The organism is Sphingomonas sp. CBMAI 2297, assembly GCF_029870595.1.
Taxonomy (GTDB): Bacteria; Pseudomonadota; Alphaproteobacteria; order Sphingomonadales; family Sphingomonadaceae; genus Sphingomonas.
The window spans coordinates 16,770-31,726 of the sequence record NZ_JAPDIR010000014.1 but is presented as its reverse complement, the minus strand read 5'-3'; the positions used below and the strand labels follow the sequence as shown (position 1 = coordinate 31,726).

The window sequence follows — 14,957 nt, the reverse complement described above, 5'->3', positions numbered from 1 at the left end:
CCATAAACGGCCCTGTCCGCTGGAACTTGCGGGCTTTTGTTCCGAAAACCCGTCCCCTCCCTGGGCGCTTCCGCACGGAGCGGCCGGGCGCTAGTGTCGGCGGCATCCGTCCGATGCTGGAGACGCCGTGATGTCGATGGTCCGCCGTGGGTTCCTTGCCGGGATGCTGCTCGTCCCCGCCGCGGCATGTGCCGGGAAATGGCAGGAGAGCGGCGATGAGAAGCGCCAGCGCCAGTTGAAGGAGGACTGGCCCTGGCTGGGCCATTACGCTGCCGACAACGAAAAGCTGATCGCCTCGGGCCGGAAGGTCGACATCGTCTTCATGGGCGATTCGATCACTCAGATCTGGGCCGACAGCCGGCCCGGCTTCTTCACCCCCGGCCGCATCGGCCGCGGCATCGGCGGGCAGACCACGCCGCAGATGGTGCTCCGCATGATGGCCGATGTGATCCGGCTGCGCCCGCGTCTCGTCCACATCATGGCCGGCACCAACGACGTTGCCGGGAACACGGGCAGGATGACGGTCCAGCAAAGCTGCGACAATCTCCAGGCGATGACGGAGCTCGCCCAGGCGCATGGCATCGCGGTGCTGCTCGGCGCGGTGCCGCCGGCCGACCATTTTCCCTGGCGCCCGGGCCTGGATCCGGTCGACCCGATCCGGCGGATCAATCTGTTCCTGGGCAACTATGCCCGCCACGCCCGCGCGACCTTCATCGATTATACCGGGGTGCTGGCCACTGAGGCGGGGGCGATGAAGCCCGGCATGGCCTTTGACGGCGTCCATCCGACCGGCCAGGGCTTCGCCGCGATGGAGAGCGTGCTCGCCCCGGTGCTGAAGGCGCACAGGGCGTGAGGGTGGCGCTCGCGGCATTGGTGCTGCTCCTCGCCGCGCCCGCCGGCGCACAGGTCCTCACCGCCGCGTCGCCCGACGGCAGCAACCGCATCTCGCTCCAGCTGAACGGCGCGGGCACGCCGGTCTATGCCGTGTCGCGCGGCGGCAGCCTGGTGCTCGCGCCGTCGCCGATCCTGCTCGATCTCGATGCCGACACGCTCGGCTATGGCCTGGCGATCACCGGCTCGGAGACGGCCAGCGCGGATGCCCGCTATCCGATCGTCGCCGGCAACGCCGCCGAAGGGCGCGACCATTACAACCAGCTCACTGTGCATTTCCAGGAGAAGGGCGGGGCGAAGCGCCGGATGGACGTGGTGTTGCGCGCCTATGACGATGGCGTCGCCTTTCGCACCGTCGTGCCGGTCCAGCCGCAGACCGCGGCCGCGATCGTCCGCTACGAGCGCACCGGCTTCTATTTTCCGCCGACCTATAAATGCTGGGGCTTCAACGTCGGCAAGTTCGGCTCCAGCCATGAAGGCGAATTCGATCCCGTGGACGTGCCGCACCTGCGCGACCATAATCTCTTCAGCCTGCCTTTCGCCTGCGAGACCGGCAAGGCGGCCTTCGCCCTGACCGAGGCGGACCTGCTCGACTTTGCCGGCATGTACCTCACCGGCCGGGGCGATGGCGGGCCCGGGCTGCAGGTCAAGCTGTCGCCCTCGCTCGATGATTATCGCATCGCCGTCCACACGCGGATCGGCAGCCCGATCGTCACGCCGTGGCGGGTGGTGATGCTCGCCGATCAGCTGGGCAAGCTCAACGAGTCCACCTTGGTCCTCGACCTCTCCAGCCCGAGCCGGATCGAGGACACCGGCTGGATCAAGCCCGGCCTGACGAGCTGGGACTGGTGGAGCGGCCCGGTGATTGCGGCGCTGCCCGGACAGCGCAGCACCACCGCCGTCGCCAAGGCGCTGATCGACTTCGCCGCCGCCAACGGCCTGCCCTATACCATGATCGACGAGGGCTGGTATGCCGGCGCCGGCGGCGGCGGAGTGCGCCGCCCGGGCGTCGACATCACCAAATGGACCGACGCGCTCAACCTTCGCGAAGTGGTCGACTACGCCAGATCGAAGAAGGTCCGCCTCTGGCTCTGGATGCACTGGCAGGCGCTGGACGAGCAGCAGGAAGACGCGCTCGCAGAATATGAGAAGCTCGGCATCGCCGGGATCAAGGTCGATTTCATGGACCGGGACGACCAGTGGATGGTCAACTGGTATGCGCGCACGCTGGCCGCCGCCGCCCGCCACCACATCATGGTCGACTTCCACGGCGCCTATCCGCCGCGCGGGCTGGCGCGCACCTGGCCCAATTTCATGACCCAGGAAGGCGTGATGGGCGCCGAGTACAACAAATGGTCGCGCCGGGTGACGTCGCGCCACAATGTCATGCTCGCCTTCACCCGCGGCCTGATCGGCCCGATGGACTATACTCCCGGCGGCTTCCGCAACGTGACGCCCGAGGCTTTCCGCATCCGCGGCGACCTGCCCTTCGTCCAGACCAGCCGCGCGCACGGCCTGGCGCTGTACGTCGCCTTCCTGTCGCCGGTCGCCGCGGTCTCCGACAGTCCGGACACCTATGCCGCCAGTCCCGCCGGCTTCGACTTCATCAAGGCGGTGCCGGCAAGCTGGGACGAGACGCGCTATCTCGCCGGGGAGACGGGGGAGTATATCGTCCTCGCCCGGCGCAAGGGCGCGCGCTGGTTCCTCGGCGCGCTGAACAGCGAGACCGCGCGCAAGGTCACCGTGCCGCTCGATTTCCTCGGCCGGCGCGGCGCGGCGATGCGATTGTGGAGCGATGGCGACAAGCCCGACGCCGCGATCCTCACCGAACGGCGGGTGGCGGAAGGGGAGGCGCTGACCCTCGATCTCGCCGCGCATGGCGGCGCCGCCGCTATGTTCGAAAAATAGGGTTCAAAACTCGGACAATTGCGGATAACACTCTGACGTCCGACGCGGCGAGCGATCGCGCGGGCAAGGAGAGTGGTGATGCGAATCACGCAAAGGGACCTGGCCGTCGCGGCGGCCGCGCTGCTGCTCGGCTGGGGTGCCAATGCCCTGGCACAGCGGCAGGATGTGCTCGGGCCGGCAGTGTGGGACTGGAACCGGCTGGCCGTGCAGAAGACCGATGTCGGCGCGCTCCGCAATCTCGTCCGTCAGCCCACCGCGACGCTGGCCGAGCTCGAGATGCACGTCACCACGCTCAACCCGGGCCTGTCCTCGCATCCGCCGCACCAGCATCCCAACGAGGAGCTGGTGATCATCGACCAGGGGACGGTCGAGGCGCTTTCGGGCGGCAGATGGGAGCGGCTCGGGCCCGGTTCGGTGATCTTCAATGCGTCGAACGCGCAACATGCGTTGCGCAATGTGGGCGGGACCCCGGCCACCTATCATGTCATCAACTGGAAGACTGCCGCCACGCCGGCGCAGTGACAGGGAGCTTCGAGAAATGGACCGTCGTTCGATCCTTGGCATCGCGGGCATCGCCGCGATGCTGCCGCCCGAAGTTCTCGCCCAGTCGCAGAGCTCGGGCAACGCCCCGTCCGAGAATGCCGCGCCCATCGGCCCCGAGCCGGGCGTGAAGCACAGGATCGATTTCGGCGTGATCGGCCTCGATCATGCGCACATCTATTCGATGACCGACGCGATGATCCGCGGCGGCGGCGTGCTCAAGGCCTTCCATGCGGCCGATCCACGACAGGTGGACATGTTCCGCAAGCGCTATGGCAATGCCGTGAAGCTGGCGCGGAGCGAGGACGAGATCCTCGGCGACAAGACGATCAGGCTGATCGCAGGCGCGCCGATCCCCGATCTCCGCGCCCCGCTCGGCATCCGGGCGATGCGGGCGGGCAAGGACTATCTCGGCGACAAGCCGGCGATCACCAGTCTCGGCCAGCTCGCCGAGGTTCGCCGTACCATCGCCGAGACCCGGCGCAAGTTCGCGATCATGTATTCCGAGCGGCTCGAGGTGCGCGCCGCCGTCCAGGCCGGCGAGCTGGTCCGGCAGGGCCGGATCGGCAAGGTGATCCAGACCGTCAACCTCGCCCCCCACCGCGTCGGCTCGGGCCGGCCGGACTGGTTCTGGGACAAGGCGCGCTATGGCGGCATCCTCACCGATATCGGCAGCCATCAGGCCGACCAGTTCCTGTTCTACACCGGCTCGAAAACCGCGCATGTCGTTGCCGCGCAGACCGGCAACCTGAACTGGCCGGACAAGCCCGGCTTCGAGGATTTCGGCGACATGATGCTCAGCGGCGACGGCGGCACCGGCTATGTCCGGGTCGACTGGTTCACGCCCGACGGGCTGCCGACCTGGGGTGACGGCCGGCTCTTCATCCTCGGCACCGAGGGCTATATCGAGCTGCGCAAATATGTGGACATCGCCGGCCGGCCCGGCGGCAACCACCTGCTGATCTGCGACCGGCAGGGCGTGCAATATATGGACTGCTCCAAGGTCCATCTCCCCTTCGGCCCGCAGTTCATCGCCGATGTCGTCGAGCGCAGCAGCGTCGCGCAGGACCAGGACCAGGCGCTGCTCGCCGCCGAGCTGGTGCTCACCGCACAGAAGAACGCCACCCGGCCGGTTTCGGCCTGAACCAGGGAAGGAGAGAGGCATGCGGCTTTCCAGACGCCAGACGCTCGGGGCCATCGCGGCGCCGATGATCGTGCCGGCGAGCGTGTTCGGAGCGAACGCGCCGTCGAACCGAGTGACGATCGGCGCGATCGGCGTCGGCCGGATCAGCCGCGTCCACGACATGAAGGAGATCCACAAGCATGCCGACGCGCAGATCGTCGCGGTGTGCGACCTCGATACCAGGCGGCTCGGCGCCGGCATGCAGCTGGTCGACGATCGCTATGCCGCCAGCACCGGCAAGCCCTATTCGGGCACGCGCGGCCATGCCGATTATCGCGAGCTGCTCGCCGCGAAGGATATCGACGCGGTGCTGATCTCCACGCCCGACCACCAGCACGCCCCGCTCGCCGTGCATGCGGTGCGGGCGGGCAAGCATGTCTATCTCCAGAAGCCCGCTTCGCTCACCATCGCCGAGGGGCGGCGGATGGCGGACGAAGTGAAGCAGTCCGGGCGGGTTCTCCAGATCGGCTCGCAGCAGCGCGGGCAGGACCCCTGGCCGCAATTCCACCGCGCCTGCGAGCTGGTCCGCAACGGCCGGATCGGCAGGCTGAAGCATGTCGAGATCGGCCTGCCGGGCGATCCTTCGGGCCCCGCGGCGCCGCGGATGCCGATCCCTTCCAACCTCGATTACGATGCCTGGCTGGGGACGACGCCCGAAGTCTATTACACCGAGACGCGCGTCCACCCGCAGAACAGCTTCGAGGATCGGCCCGGCTGGCTCCGCATGGAGCAGTTCGGCGCCGGCATGATCACCGGCTGGGGCGCGCATCATGTCGACATCGCCCATTGGGGCATGGACATGGAGCATAGCGGTCCGGTCGAGATCTGGGGCAGCGCCGAATTTCCCAAATCCGGCCTGTGGGACGTGCACGGGCCGTTCGAGACGCATGCCCGCTATGCCAATGGGGTCACGATGACGATCTCGGGCGCGCTGCCCAATGGCGTGAAGTTCATCGGCGACAGGGGCTGGGTCTTCGTCCAGCGCACCGGCGCGGTCTCTTCCTCCGACCCTTCCAAGCCCGCCGACGTGCCGCTCGCGGCGAGCGATCCCAGGGTCCTCGACAGCGTGATCGGCCCGGACGAGATCCGGCTCTACAAGGCGCCCGAGCAGCATCGGAACTGGCTGGACGCGATCCTGAAGGGCGTGCCGGTCAGCGCGCCCGCCGAGATCGGCCACCGCGCCTGCTCGACCTGCCTGCTCCATCACATCGCGATGAAGACCGGGCGGCGGCTCAAATGGGATCCCGCGGCGGAGCGGTTCATCGGCGACGATGCCGCCAATGCGATGCTCGCCCGCCCGCAACGGGCGAAATACGCGATCTGAGGTCCCCCTCCGTGATCCCGGCCGCGCGCCGGGGTCACGCTTTTTCTTCGCATCGCCGCCCGCCCGGCCCTAGAGGGCGGTGGCAACAGGGCAAGGGAGCGTCGCATGATCCGCACCGGAGTGATCGGCTATGGACTGGGCGGGCTTGCCTTCCACGCGCCGCTGGTGGACGCAGTGCCCGAGCTGGAGCTCGCCGCCGTCGCCACCTCGCGTGCCGATGCGGTGCACGCGCGCTATCCGGACGTGCCCGTCACCACCCCCGAAGCATTGCTCGCCGATCCGGGCATCGAGCTGGTCGTCGTCACCACGCCCAACGACACCCATGTCCCGCTCGCGCGCCGGGCGCTGGAGGCGGGCAAGCATGTCGTGATCGACAAGCCCTTCGCCACCAGCCTTGCCGATGGCGAGGGGCTGGTCGCGCTCGCCAGGGCGAGGGGCCTGCTGGTCAGCGCCTTTCACAATCGTCGCTGGGACGGCGATTTCCGCACCGTCCGCAAGCTGCTGGACGGCGGCGTGCTCGGCGAGGTCATGCTCGCCGAGCTGCGCTGGGACCGGTTCCGCCCCGCGCTCGCCCAGGCGTGGAAGGAAGATCCCGGTGCCGGGGCCGGCATCCTCGCCGATCTCGGCCCGCATCTGATCGACCAGGCGCTCCAGCTCTTCGGCCCGCCCGAGGCGATCCTTGCCGACATCGCGGTCCAGCGCGAAGGCGGGCGCACCGACGATTATTTCGAGCTGACCCTGTTCCATGGCGCGCGCCGGGTGACGCTTTCCGCCGGCCGGCTGTTCGTCACGCCGCGTCCGCGCTTCTGGCTGCACGGCACCCTGGCCGATTTCGCCAAGCACGGGCTCGACCCGCAGGAGGCGCGCGTGAAGGACGGCGCGCGCTACACCGATCCGGGCGTGGGCGAAGAGGAGCCGCAATTCCACGGCCGGCTCACCCGCGCCGATGGCAGCAGCGAGATCGTCCCGACCGAGGCCGGCGACTATCGCGGCTATTATGCCGGCATCGCCAAGGCGATCGCCGAGGGCGCGCCCGTGCCGGTCAGCGGCGAGGACGCGGTGCTGGGACTGCGGATCATGGAAATGGCGCGGGAGAGCGCGCGGGAAGGGCGGCGGCTTTCATTCTGATTGGCCGTCATCTCGCGCCGGGTCGTCATCTCGCCCATGACCGCCGTCCCGGCCTTGCGCCGGGGGGACGAAGGAAGAAGATGAGTCCGCAACCTAGGGCCGCCATCCCACCGCGATCGTCCGCGGCGCCAGCGTCACCGGCACCGTCGCGACGATATCCTTGGCCGAGCTGCCCAGCATCACCTGCACCGTCCCGCCCGCGATCTTCCAGCCATTGCCCGCCGCGTCCCAGGTCGCCAGCAGTCGCGGATCGACCTTGAGCGAAACCTGCTTCGCCTCGCCCGGCGCCAGCTCGACCTTGTCGAACGCGCCCAGCCGCTTCGGCGCTTCCCAGCCCGCGCCGGCGACATAGAGCTGGGGCACCGCCTTGCCTTTCACCTTGCCGGTATTGCGCACGGTGAAGCTGGCCGAGACCGTTCCGTCCTCGGCGCGCGCGCGCAGCCCCGAATAGGCGAATTCGGTGTAGCTAAGCCCGTGCCCGAAGGCGAAGGCCGGCGTCAGCCCCTTGGCGTCATACCATTTATAGCCGACCGTCGCGCCCTCGCCATAGGTCGTGTCGCCCTTGTTGGGCGCGGCGGGCTTGGCCAGCTGGTCGAGGCTCGCGGGGAAGCTGACCGGCAGGCGGCCCGAGGGGTTCGCCTTGCCGAACAGCAGGTTGGCGATCGCGCTGCCGCCCTGCGTGCCCGGATACCAGGCGGCGAGGATGGCGGCGGTCTGGTCGCGCCACGGCGTCAGCACCGGCCCGCCGGTCTCGAGCACCACCACCGTGCGCGGATTGGCCTTGGCCACCGCCGCGATCAGCTTGTCCTGGCCGTCCTCGAGCGTGAGCGACACGTCGAACGCCTCGCCCGCCCATTGCGTGGCGAAGACGATCGCGACATCGGCATCCCTGGCGAGCTTCGCGGCTGCGCCGGCATTGCCGCCATCGGCGAACAGGATCTCGGCATTGGGCGCCTGCGCCTTGATCGCCGCGAGCGGGGCGTCGGGATAATACATCACCGGCCCCGGCCAGGTCGCCGGCTTCAGGCCGGGCACGGCATTGCCGCCCACCGGATAGACCAGCGACGAGCCGCTGCCGGCCAGCACGCCCTTGTCGGCATGCCCGCCGATCACGACGATCTTCTTCACCGCCGGCGAGAGCGGCAGGATCGCGTCGCGGTTCTTGAGCAGCACCGCGCCGCCCTCGGCATCCCGGCGAGTCACGCCGGCATGGTCGGCGAGCATCGCCGGGGCCAGGTCCATCGGCGCGTCGGCGATCGGCTTCTCGAACAGCCCGTTGGCGAACATCGCGTGCAGAATCGCGCCCGCCATCGCGTCGAGCCGCGCCGCTGAGACGTCACCCTTCGCCACCGCGGCCTTCAGCGGCGCGCCGAAATAGGGCTCCTTGTCGAACGGGAAGCCCGAATCCTGGTCGAGCCCGGCATTGGCGGCCGGCGCGGTGGAGTGCGTGGCGCCCCAATCCGACATCACATAGCCCTTATAGCCCCAGTCGCGGCGCAGCACGTCGGTGAGCAGCCAGGGATGCTCGCAGGCATGGATGCCGTTCACGCGGTTGTACGCGCACATCACCGAGCCCGGATCGCCCTTCTCGATCGCGATCTGGAAGGCGAGCAGGTCGCTGGTCCGCGCCGCGCCCTGGTCGATGATCGAATTGCCGGTATCGCGATCGGTCTCCTGGTCGTTCACCGCATAATGTTTCACGGTCGAGACGATGTGGTTCGACTGGATGCCGGCGATCTGCGCGCCCACCATCGTGCCGGCGAGCAGCGGATCCTCGCCGCCATATTCGAAGTTCCGGCCGTTGCGCGGCTCGCGCATCAGGTTGACGCCGCCGGCGAGCATCACGTTGAAGCCCGATGCGCGCGCCTCCGCGCCGATCATCGCGCCGCCGGCATGGGCGAGGTCGACGTCCCAGCTCGCGGTGGTGGCGAGGCCCGAGGGCAGGGCGGTCCGCCCGCGCTTGCGCGCCGCGCCGCCCTGGGTGGCCACGCCCACGCCGGCATCGGTCTGCCACTGGGGCGGGATGCCCAGCCGGGGAATGCCCGGCACATAGCCGGCCGAGCCCTGCCGCGCCTCGGCGGGCGCCTTATAGCCGTTCTTCGGCGCGAAATCGGTGCCGAAATAGCCGAAGACCAGAGTCAGCTTCTCGTCCTCGGTCATCTGGGCGAGCACGGCCTTCACCCGGGCATCGGGGGAGAGGGCGGCGTTCATCCAGGGCCGGGCCTGGTCCTGCGCGGCGGCGGGCGCCGCGGCGGCGAGCGCGATGCCCAGTGCGACCAGCGAGCCCGCGAATGCGTGACGGCGCAGCTTCATGATTCCTCTCCCGCGATTTTTGTCAGCGTTGTCGGGAAGGGTATACAGGTCAAGTGGTGGTAACGCTATCACCGGGATGGCGGGAGAAAGGCTGGCGGTTCCGGAGCCTATGCCCGCCGCGATTATGGAATTGTCATTGCCTTCATTCCCTGCGTCACCCTGAACTTGTTTCAGGGTTCAACGCTCCGCGAGCGGTATCGCCCGTGGCGGGTTGGATGCTGAACAAGTTCAGCATGACGGTGCCGTTCCTGGCGGCGGCCGGCTGCCCGAAACAGGCGGTTACGGCAGATTCGCCTTCAGCTCCGCGATCCACGGACGCGCCACGCCGTCCGAGGGCGCGCGCCAGTCGCCGCGCGGGCTCACCGCGCCGCCGGCCGAGACCTTGGGCCCGTTGGGCAGCGCCGAGCGCTTGAACTGGCTGGTCTGGAAGAAGCGGAACAGGAATTCCTCCAGCCATTTCGCGATCGTCGCCAGGTCATATTGGTGGCGCGCATCCTCGGGGAAGCCGATCGGCCATTGCCCCGCCGCCGCGTCCTTCCAGGCGTGCCAGGCGAGGAAGGCGATCTTGGAGGGCCGCAGGCCGTGCCGGATCGTGTAGTGGAGGAAGAAATCGTGCAGCTCGTACGGGCCGATCCGCTCCTGCGTGCTCTGCATCCTGCCGTCCGCATCGGCGGGCACCAGCTCGGGCGAGATCTCGGTATCGAGGATGCTGGTCAGCACCCGCGCCGCCTCGCCGGTGAACTGGCCGGTCTGCACCGTCCAGCGGATGAGATACTGGATCAGCGTCTTGGGCACGCCGGCATTGACGCCGTAATGGCTCATATGGTCGCCGACGCCATAAGTGCACCAGCCCAATGCCAGCTCGCTCAGGTCGCCGGTGCCGAGCACGAAGCCGTGCCGCTGGTTGGCGAGACGGAACAGATAGTCGGTGCGCAAGCCCGCCTGGACGTTCTCGAAGGTCACGTCATAGACCGGCTCGCCCCTGGCGAAGGGATGGCCGATCCCCTCGAGCATCGTCCGCGCCGCCGGGCGGATATCGATCTCCTCGCCGGTAACGCCCAGCGCGTCCATCAGCGCCCAGGCATTGGCTTTGGTGCCTTCGCTGGTCGCGAAGCCCGGCATGGTGAAGCCGAGAATGTCGGTGCGCGGGCGACCGAGCCGGTCCATCGCCCTGGCCGCGACGATCAGCGCATGGGTGGAATCGAGCCCGCCCGAGACGCCGATGACGATGTGCTTCGCGCCGGTGGCGTCCAGCCGCTTGCGCAGCCCCTCCACCTGGATGTTGAACGCCTCGTAGCAATCCTCCTCCAGCCGGGAGGGGGTGTTGGGCACGAAGGGGAAGCGGCGCAGCTTGCGCAGCAGTCCCTTGTCGGCGTGGTCCGGCCGGTGCTGGAAGGTCACGCGGCGGAAGCGCGTCTCCGGATCGCCATGGTCGGCGGCGCAGTCGTTGAACGTGCCCATCCGCATCCGCTCGAGCCGCAGCCGCTCCAGGTCGATATCGGCGCACACCACTTCGGTGGTCAGCTCGAAGCGCTCGGTGGTGGCGATCAGCTCGCCCAGCTCGTGGATCATGCCCTGGCCGTCCCAGGCCAGGTCGGTGGTGCTCTCGCCGGGGCCGGAAGCGGAATAGACATAGGCCGCCACCGCCCGCGCCGATTGCGCCGCGCACAGCATCGCCCGCTCGCGCGCCTTGCCCACCACGATGTTCGAGGCGGAGAGGTTGCACAGCACCAGCGCCCCGGCCAGCGCGCCTTCGGTGGAAGGGGGCAGGGGAGACCAGTAATCCTCGCAGATCTCGACATGAAAGACGAAGTCGGGAAGTTCCTCCGCCGCGAAGATCAGGTCGGTGCCGAAGGGCACTTTCTGCCCCGCCACCACGATCTCCAGCCCCGCCAGGCCGGCACCGCGCGCGAACCAGCGCTTCTCGTAATATTCGCGGTAATTGGGCAGGTAGCTCTTGGGCACCACGCCCAGGATGCGCCCGCGCGCGATGGCGACGGCGCAATTGTAGAGCCGCCCGTTGCGCCGGAGCGCGGCGCCCACCAGCAATACCGGCCTGAGCTCCGCGCTCGCCGCCACGATCGCGGCGATCCCCGCCTCGGTCGCCTCGCAGATCGTGTCCTGCAGGTGCAGATCGTCGATCGCATAGGAAGTGACGTTGAGCTCGGGATAGACGAGCAGGTCCGCGCCCTGCTCGTCGCCCTGCCGCGCCAGCGCGATCGCCGCCTGGGCATTGGCGGCGGGATCGCCCACCACCACCGCCGGCGTGCACAGGCCCGCGCGGATCATTCCCTGGCGGTGGATCGAATAAAAGGGATGGGACTGGCTCATCGTCTCCGTCTTGCAACCGGTTATGTATCGATCACGCCACACACCTAGTCGCTCGGGCGCGCTTGTGCCAACCCCGCGCAAGCGATACCCGCAGGCCATGCTCCACTGGATCCGCCGCCAGTTCGACGCGCATCCGGTGCGAACCGTCATGGCCGTCTTCGCGGCCTATACCGTCTTCAAGATCAACCTGAAGTTCTTCGCGCCCGGAGGACCCTGGTGGCGCGGCTGGCACGATCAGAAACAATATCTGCAATCGGCCAGGGCGTTCCTGCGCTTCGACCTGAGCCCGGACCAGCATTGGTATCCCTTGCTCTATCCGCTCGCCGGGGCGCCCTTCGCCTGGGCGCCGACGCCGTTCGTGCCGATCAACCTGGCCTGCTATGCGCTTGCCTTCTGGGGCTTCCACCGCGTCTGTGTGCGCTTCGGGGTGGGGAGCCTGGCGGCGGGGCTGCTGTTCCTCGCCGCGACGATCGGCGACCTGCGCATCTCCAAATTCTGGCTCGAGCCCTGGACGACGACCATGTCCGCGGCCTTTGTCTGGCTCGCCTTTGCCGAGGCGGCGGACATGATGTTCGGCGGCCGGCGCCGGCCCTGGCTGCTCGGCGCCCTGCTGGCCGGGATCGCGCTGGTCCGCCCGGCGGACGTGGTGGTGGGCGCGGTGATCGGCGGCTTCGCGCTGTGGCGCCCGGTGCTGATGGAGCGGCGCTGGCCGGATCTCGCCTGGGCGATCGGCGGCGCCGCGGCGGCGTTCCTTCCCTATGCCGTGCTCTATCTCGCCATCTATGGCTGGCGCCTCACCGACTATACGCTGCTCTCGGGCGATTATGGCTTCGCGTTCGCCGATCTCGGCTGGAAGGCGAGCATATTGCTGGTCGATCCCGCGCCCTGGTTCCCCGGCGAGACCGGCCTGTTGCGCGAGCTGCCCTGGCTGCTCACCGGCGCGGCGGGCCTGATCCTGGGCGTGATGCGGCTGCGGGGCCCGGCGCGCTGGCTGGCGCTCTGCATGGCGCTGGCCGCGCTGATCTATACCGCGATGATGCTCGCCTATGTCGATCTGGTGCCCAGCGGCATGTGGCGCTTCTTCAACGCCCATTATTTCAAATGGCTGTTCCCGATGGCGGCGCTGTTCACCTGGCTGCTGCTAAGCTGGCGCGACCTGCGCGGGCTGGCGGTGGTGGCGGCGCTGGTGCTGCTCGCCAGCTTCCGCATCGTGCCGCGACCGGCGATGCCGCAGGAGCCCGCCAAGGCGCTGGCCTTCGCCGCGCCCGCCGCGCCGTGGCAGGACATCTACTTCGCCCGCTCGGCGGTGGTGGACGCGCGGGGCACGCAGCGCAGCCCCGCCGACTACCACCAGCTATGGATGGGGGACCGCGTGATGGCGATCGCCTTCAAGCGGCCGTTCGCGGGCGATGCGCGCTGGTATGGCGTCACGCCGTCCAGCATCGCGACCTGGCCCAAGGGCAGCGGCAAGGCGGAGGTGGCGCTGCCGGGCAGCTGGCCGCAACGGCCGGTCGCGCGCTACGCGACGAAGCTGGCGTTCGGCTATCCCTGCTGGGCGCCGCCTTTCCCGTGCGGCACCGGGCCGGGGCCCGCGCTGCCGCGGAACTAGCCGGGTCAGGCCTTGGCTCAGACCTTGGCGGAGTAGATCATCCGGCCCGGGCCGAGCCGCTCGAACAGCTTGGCCAGCTCGTTCTCGCCCACCGCGAAACAGCCCTGGCTGCGGCCCAGCTTGCCGTGCCGGCCGATCATGTCGGTGTTCGCATACCAGGCCGAATGGACCACGATCGCGCGATCGAGCGCGTTGTTGTTGGTCGGGTCGAGGCCGAGCAGGCGCTGCGAATCGCCATGCTTGCCGACATAATAGTCCGCGGTCAGGAACGCGCCCTCGCAGGTCGCTTCCGAATTCACTTCGTTCGAGAAGCGCTGGAGCAGCCCGGTATGCTGCGGGTCCGAGCCGATGCCGTGCGCGACGAGGAAGCGCTCGACCTGGCCGGTGCCCAGGTTCACCACGAAGAAGCGCGGGCTGTAGGAGGGCGAGGCGAAATCGGCGATCGCGATCCGGTCGTGCGACGGGATGCGCATCGAATGGCGGTTGAGCGCGGCCAGCGCCTTCTTGAACAGCTCGGGGCGGATGCCGGCGGGCACGCCGGGCACCTTGGCGGCGGCCACTTCGGGCGCCTTGGGAATCTCGGGGATCGGCGCCGGGACCGGCAGCGCGGCCGGTGCCATCGCGGTTTCGATCGTGCGCGAGGCGCAGGCCGAAACCACCGCGCCGCTCGCCATCACCAGCGCCGTCCTCAACAAGGCGCGACGCGACTGAATCGTATCGAGACTATCCATCACTATCCAAAAAGCCCGCTGCTCTCGTCCCCAGGGGGAAGCTATACCAGACAGATGGTAAGCGCGTTGCTCAACATCTGTCCCAAGTTGCGCGACTCGCCGCATCGTTCGCCCGGTTCGCCGAAGGCTCTCCGAAATCCGGAACGTTGCCAGCGATTTGCCCGCACGAATATCGCCGATTCGGCAGCGGCACGAAATTAGGTTAATTTCGTTAAGGAATCGCCCTGAGCCGTCCTGGCTCGTCGGATTCGGAGAGCTGTTCGATGCGTTCCGGCACCTTTGCCGTCCTTCTCCTGGCCCTGGCCGCCCTGTTTCCCACTGCTCCCGCCGTCGCGCAGGGGATCGCGTCCGACACGATGCAGATCGCGCCGGAGGGGCTGCGCAACGGCCAATGGGCCTGGTACGAGCAGCCCCAGATCATCCGCGCGAGCACGAACGACTGGGATCCCGTCTCGATCGTGGTGAGCATTCCGGACCAGCGCGCCTATGTCTATCGCGGCGGCAAGCTGGTCGGCGCGAGCACGGTGTCGACCGGCTCGAACGGGCATGAGACGCCCGCCGGCGCCTTCACCATCCTCCAGAAGAAGGTGTTCCACCGCTCGAACCTCTATTCGAACGCGCCGATGCCCTATATGCAGCGGCTCACCTGGGACGGGATCGCGCTGCACGCCGGCCATCTCCCCGGCTATCCCGCCTCGCACGGTTGCATCCGCTTCCCGGCGGCCTTTGCCAGGCAGCTCTATGCGCTGACCGAGATCGGCGGCGACGTGATGGTGACGGACGAGCCGGTGACCAATCCCGAGCGTTCGGGCCCCTCCACGCCGCTCCTGATGGCGGATGCGCGCAACCTGGGCGGCGAGGCGTTCAACATGGTGACCATGCCCGGCATGGCGCCGCGGCCGCAGCCCCAGCCGGCAAGCTGGGTCACCGGCCCGGCGCGGGAGATCGTCCAGCCGCTTCCGCGCCGCGGCTCCAAATAAAATCTGTTGCCCAGGGTGC

Annotated in this window: 11 protein-coding genes; 8 read left to right on the top strand and 3 right to left on the bottom strand. The window is 68.5% G+C overall.

Annotated features, from left to right (window positions below; genetic code table 11):
• The first annotated feature begins 130 nt into the window (after positions 1–130).
• The 6 genes from OMP43_RS17690 to OMP43_RS17665 all read left to right on the top strand — a co-directional run bounded on the left by OMP43_RS17690 (position 131) and on the right by OMP43_RS17665 (position 6,974).
• Complete coding sequence (locus tag OMP43_RS17690; protein ID WP_280280855.1) at positions 131–853, top strand: GDSL-type esterase/lipase family protein; 723 nt, start codon at positions 131–133, stop codon at positions 851–853.
• A complete protein-coding gene (locus OMP43_RS17685; protein ID WP_280280854.1) occupies positions 850–2,799 on the top strand; it encodes a glycoside hydrolase family 97 protein in 1,950 nt (649 codons plus the stop codon). The genes OMP43_RS17690 and OMP43_RS17685 overlap by 4 nt, the downstream gene beginning before the upstream one ends.
• A gap of 78 nt (positions 2,800–2,877) precedes the next feature.
• Entirely contained in the window at positions 2,878–3,321 is a 444-nt protein-coding gene (locus tag OMP43_RS17680; RefSeq protein WP_280280853.1) for a cupin domain-containing protein, read from the top strand.
• Positions 3,322–3,337: 16 nt separating this feature from the next.
• On the top strand, positions 3,338–4,483 hold the full coding sequence (locus OMP43_RS17675; RefSeq protein WP_280280852.1) for a Gfo/Idh/MocA family oxidoreductase: 1,146 nt from the start codon (positions 3,338–3,340) through the stop codon (positions 4,481–4,483).
• 19 nt (positions 4,484–4,502) lie between these two features.
• A complete protein-coding gene (locus OMP43_RS17670; protein WP_280280851.1) occupies positions 4,503–5,846 on the top strand; it encodes a Gfo/Idh/MocA family oxidoreductase in 1,344 nt (447 codons plus the stop codon).
• Positions 5,847–5,951: 105 nt separating this feature from the next.
• Complete coding sequence (locus OMP43_RS17665; protein WP_280280850.1) at positions 5,952–6,974, top strand: oxidoreductase; 1,023 nt, start codon at positions 5,952–5,954, stop codon at positions 6,972–6,974.
• 93 nt (positions 6,975–7,067) lie between these two features.
• Here OMP43_RS17665 and OMP43_RS17660 read toward each other — a convergent pair whose 3' ends face one another.
• Both OMP43_RS17660 and OMP43_RS17655 read right to left on the bottom strand, forming a co-directional pair.
• Positions 7,068–9,287 (bottom strand): glycoside hydrolase family 3 C-terminal domain-containing protein, encoded by a 2,220-nt coding sequence (locus OMP43_RS17660; RefSeq protein ID WP_280280849.1) that lies wholly within the window; start codon positions 9,285–9,287, stop codon positions 7,068–7,070.
• A gap of 279 nt (positions 9,288–9,566) precedes the next feature.
• The gene (locus OMP43_RS17655) at positions 9,567–11,618 is read right to left on the bottom strand and encodes an NAD(+) synthase (RefSeq protein ID WP_280280848.1); all 2,052 of its coding nucleotides are present in this window, start codon (positions 11,616–11,618) and stop codon (positions 9,567–9,569) included.
• 97 nt (positions 11,619–11,715) lie between these two features.
• Between OMP43_RS17655 and OMP43_RS17650 the strand changes: the two genes are divergently transcribed.
• Entirely contained in the window at positions 11,716–13,227 is a 1,512-nt protein-coding gene (locus OMP43_RS17650) for a hypothetical protein (protein ID WP_280280847.1), read from the top strand.
• Positions 13,228–13,244: 17 nt separating this feature from the next.
• Here OMP43_RS17650 and OMP43_RS17645 read toward each other — a convergent pair whose 3' ends face one another.
• Positions 13,245–13,958 (bottom strand): murein L,D-transpeptidase catalytic domain family protein, encoded by a 714-nt coding sequence (locus OMP43_RS17645; RefSeq protein WP_280280846.1) that lies wholly within the window; start codon positions 13,956–13,958, stop codon positions 13,245–13,247.
• 263 nt (positions 13,959–14,221) lie between these two features.
• Between OMP43_RS17645 and OMP43_RS17640 the strand changes: the two genes are divergently transcribed.
• Positions 14,222–14,938, top strand: a complete 717-nt coding sequence (locus tag OMP43_RS17640) for a L,D-transpeptidase family protein (protein WP_280280845.1) — start codon at positions 14,222–14,224, stop codon at positions 14,936–14,938.
• The last annotated feature ends 19 nt before the right edge of the window (positions 14,939–14,957 follow it).